At 62.7% G+C, this 3,943-nt stretch carries 3 protein-coding genes; 1 reads left to right on the top strand and 2 read right to left on the bottom strand.

Going from position 1 to position 3,943, the window contains the following annotated elements; genetic code table 11:
* Positions 1 to 55 precede the first annotated feature (55 nt).
* A complete protein-coding gene (narL, locus tag OC610_RS22680; protein WP_217859429.1) occupies positions 56 to 703 on the bottom strand; it encodes a two-component system response regulator NarL in 648 nt (215 codons plus the stop codon).
* Positions 700 to 2,499 carry a HAMP domain-containing protein gene (locus OC610_RS22675; RefSeq protein WP_264430945.1) on the bottom strand — a complete coding sequence of 600 codons (1,800 nt, stop codon included), beginning with the start codon at positions 2,497 to 2,499 and terminating at the stop codon, positions 700 to 702. The genes narL and OC610_RS22675 overlap by 4 nt, the downstream gene beginning before the upstream one ends.
* A gap of 309 nt (positions 2,500 to 2,808) precedes the next feature.
* Here OC610_RS22675 and OC610_RS22670 point away from each other — a divergent pair.
* Positions 2,809 to 3,943: MFS transporter (locus tag OC610_RS22670; protein WP_264430943.1), on the top strand; the 1,135-nt coding region annotated here is incomplete at its 3' end.

Here is a 3,943-nt window from a genome sequence, read left to right as displayed (position 1 = left end):
GGGAGCAAGCTCCCTCGCCACGGGTTGTGTGTTAATTCAATGGGCTCCAGAGGGTTCAGCCCGCCCCGCGCAAATGCTCCATCGCCCAGACCGCGGCTTCGACCCGCGAGCGCAAGCCGAGCTTGTGCAGCAGGTTCTTCACGTGCACCTTCACCGTGCCTTCGGTAATGCCCAGCTTGTGGCCGATGACTTTGTTGCTGTAGCCACCCGCGATGGTCCTCAGTACCTGGCGCTCGCGTTCGGTCAGTTCCACGTCGGCCTGGCGCGGTGGCGAGCGCAGGGCCTGGGCCATGACGCGGGTCAGGCCAGGGCTGATCACCAGCGCGCCGTTGAGGGCGTCGCGGATGTACTGGATCAACAGTTCGGGTTCCATGTCCTTGAGCAAATAGCCGTTGGCATCCAGGCGCAGGGCGTCGCGGATGTCGTCCTCGGCGTCGGACACGGTGAACAGCAGGACCTTGCCGGTGTAGTCCATCGCCCGCAGGCGGCGCAGGGTCTCGATGCCGTTCATTTGCGGCATGTTGTTGTCCAGCAGCACCAGGTCGGGCTTGAGCGGCTCGATCAGCGCCAGGGCTTCTTCACCATGACTGGCTTCGCCGACGATGTGCAGATCGTCTTCGAGTTCGAGCATCTGGCGGATCCCGCGACGCATCATCGGATGGTCGTCGACCAATAGCAGGGTGTGACGCAAAGGGGCGTTCATGTTGCGATGCCTTCGGAGTGATGGCCCAGGAATTCCGGTTGGAAGCGCACCTGGAGACAGGTGCCCTGGGGCGTTCGAGAGAGTATGTCCAGTTGGCCGCGCAGGCTGCGTGCGCGTTCGTTCATGATGTTCAGACCGTGGTGTTCGCGCTGGTCCACTTCGCCGCTGAAGCCCCGGCCATCGTCTTCGATGGACAGGCGCACGGTCTCGCCTTCCTGGCGCAGTTCGAGCCAGGCGTTCTCTGCATGGGCATGACGCAGGCAGTTGGACAGGGCTTCGCGGGTGATCTGCAGGATGTGGATCTGCTCGCTGGCCGACAGCTCGAAGGCCAGGGTGTCAATGAACAGGTGCACGTGGAAATCGCCGCGGTTGGAGAACTCCTCGGCAGTGTCCTTGAGTTCCTGCACCAGTCCATCGTCGCGGATCTGCAAACGGAAGGTGGTGAGCAATTCGCGCAGTTGGCGATACGCGTTGTTGAGGCCCTCACGCAGTTCGCCGGTGACGTTTTCCAGGGTCTGCACCGGTTCGCCGCGACGCATCAACGTCTGCATGCGGCTGACTTGCAGTTTCATGTACGACAGGGCCTGGGCCAGGGAGTCGTGCAGCTCCCGAGCAATGATGGTGCGCTCGTCGAGCAGCAGCAGGCGATGGTCCTGTTCGCGCTGGCGCTTGAGGGACAACGTTGTGCCGATCAGGTTGGCCAAGGCCTGGATCAGCGCGATTTCCCAGGGCTGCGCGGCATGGCCGTCGATGAAATGCGCCTTGAGTTCACCCAGCTCGGTGCCCTGGTTGCTGATGCTGAAAGCCTGCGGGCGCGCGGCGTTGTGTTTGTGGCAACTGGCGCAATCGCTGGTGGCGCAGACTTGGCGGCTGGCGGCACCATGCAGGGCCAGCAGGTGCCGGGCCGGTGCTTGTAGCTGTCCTTGCAGGCACAGCGTCAGGCGCAGGCCGGGCAGGCGCTGTTGGAAGCGCCGGATCAACTCATCCAGGCCTTCGGCATTGGCCTGGCGTGTCGCCAGGCTGCGGCTGCTCTGGTAGAGCAATTCAAGGGCGGCGTTGGCCTGCTGCAGGTTCAGGGTCTTTTGCTGCACCTGGGCTTCGAGGGTGCGGTGGGACTCCTCGATGGTCTCGGCCATGGTGTTGAAACTGGTCGCCAACTGGCCCAGCTCATCCTCGGACTGGTGATTGACCCGCACCTGGAATTCGCCACGGCGAAAACGCTGGGTGGCGTCCACCAGTTCTTGCAGCGGCATGACCACGCCGTACTGCAATTCATACAGGCCGACCAGCAGGATGATCATGGTGCTGAACAACGCGATGCCCTGGATCGCCTGCTGCCAGCCCTGTTTGTGTTCGCTCTGGCGTTGCAGCAGGGTGACGAACTGGTCCAACTGCTCGACGAAGGAACGGGCGCTGGCTTGGAAAAACGCCGAGTCGCCGCGCTCGATGGCGGGGCGCAAGGTCTGGTTCCAGCGCTGCATGAGGTCGCGATAGCTTTTGTGCAGGGAAGTTTCCGGCCCGTCTTCAAGCACCGCGCGCAGGGCCGGGCTGTCGAGGCGTTGCTGCAGGCTGTCGACGACCGCAGGAATATCGTTGGCGTCGCCGGCCGCGAGTTTCCAGCTCAGGTGGTAGGTCTCCATGCGCACGGAACCGGCGGTGTTGATGGCCGCCGCGTCGCCCTGGCTGAACCAGGCGATCAGTCCGGCGCTCAAGGAACTGGCCAGGGCGAGAATGGCGATGAGGATCACCGCCAGCCCGGCGCGAGCGGGCAGGGAGCTGCGCAGCCAACGCATCATGAGCGCTGGCCCTTGGAGAAAATCGGTAGACCGAGCATCAAGCGCGCCCTGGGTCGTGGGGTGTTGCAGCCGATCCTGGGCGCACTACCTCTAAAGAGTTGTCGGCCGTTCCGTTTCCATAAAAGCCTTGGCCGACTTGCTCAAGACATTGATAAACAAAGGGTTCTATCGATATCAGGGTCTACCTCCTTGGAGGTAGACGGGCCAAGCATAGGCCAATGCCCCCTTGGCGCTCGTTGACCCAGGTCAAGTTTTAGCGGGGTAGGCATCACTAGTCTGCGCTCAACGAATTGACTGGGGTGCAGCGTGATGCGAGCGCAAGTGCAACAAGGGCTGGTACTAGGGATGAGTACCCTGGCCTTCACCGTGTGCTTCATGGTCTGGATGATGTTTGCCGTGCTCGGCGTTCCGATCAAGGAACTCCTGGCCCTCAACGAAACCCAATTCGGCCTGCTGGCCGCCACGCCGGTGCTCACCGGTTCGCTGGTGCGCTTGCCCCTGGGCCTGCTCACCGACCGCTTCGGCGGACGCATCGTGTTTTTCCTGTTGATGCTGTCCTGCGTGTTGCCGCTCTACCTGATCACCCTGGCCACGGCTTACTGGCAGTTCCTGGTGCTGGGCCTGTTCGTCGGCCTGGCCGGCGGCTCGTTTTCGGTGGGCATTGCCTACGTCGCCAAGTGGTTCGACAAGCACAACCAGGGCTTTGCCATGGGCGTGTTTGGCGCGGGTAACGCCGGTGCCGCTGTGACCAAATTCCTCGCGCCGGCCTTGATCGCGGTGGGCACATGGCACCTGGTGCCGAAGGTGTTCAGCGCAATCCTGTTCATCACGGCACTGCTGTTCTGGTTTCTCACTGCCGAGAAAAAAGAACACCGCAGTGCCGGCGGCGCCACGCTGCGTGAGCAACTCAAGTCGCTGAAAGATCCTGCGGTGTGGCGCTACTGCCAGTACTACTCGATCGTCTTCGGTGGTTACGTGGCCCTGGCGTTGTGGATGACCAAGTATTACGTGCAGGAATACGGTTTCAGCCTGCAAAGCGCGGCGCTGCTGGCAGCGTGTTTCTCCCTGCCGGGCGGCGTGCTGCGGGCCGTCGGCGGCTGGATGTCCGACCGTTGGGGCGCCCAGAGCGTGACCTGGTGGGTGCTGTGGGTGAGCTGGATCTGCCTGTTCCTGCTGTCCTATCCGCAAACCCAACTGCAAGTGCAGACCGTCAACGGCATCGTCGATTTCCACATTGGCCTCAACGCCACGCTCTTCACCGTGCTGCTGTTCGTGATGGGCATCGCCTTCGCGTTCGGCAAGGCCTCGGTCTTCAAGTACATCGCCAATGACTACCCGCAGAACATGGGCGCGGTGTCCGGCATCGTCGGCCTGGCCGGCGGCCTGGGTGGCTTCGTGCTGCCAATCATGTTTGGCGCCCTGGTGGACCTCACCGGCGTGCGCT

Source organism: Pseudomonas agronomica (assembly GCF_025917275.1).
GTDB lineage: Bacteria > Pseudomonadota > Gammaproteobacteria > Pseudomonadales > Pseudomonadaceae > Aquipseudomonas > Aquipseudomonas agronomica.
Note: the sequence above shows the minus strand (reverse complement) of the source record. Positions and strands in the feature narration are given on the sequence as shown.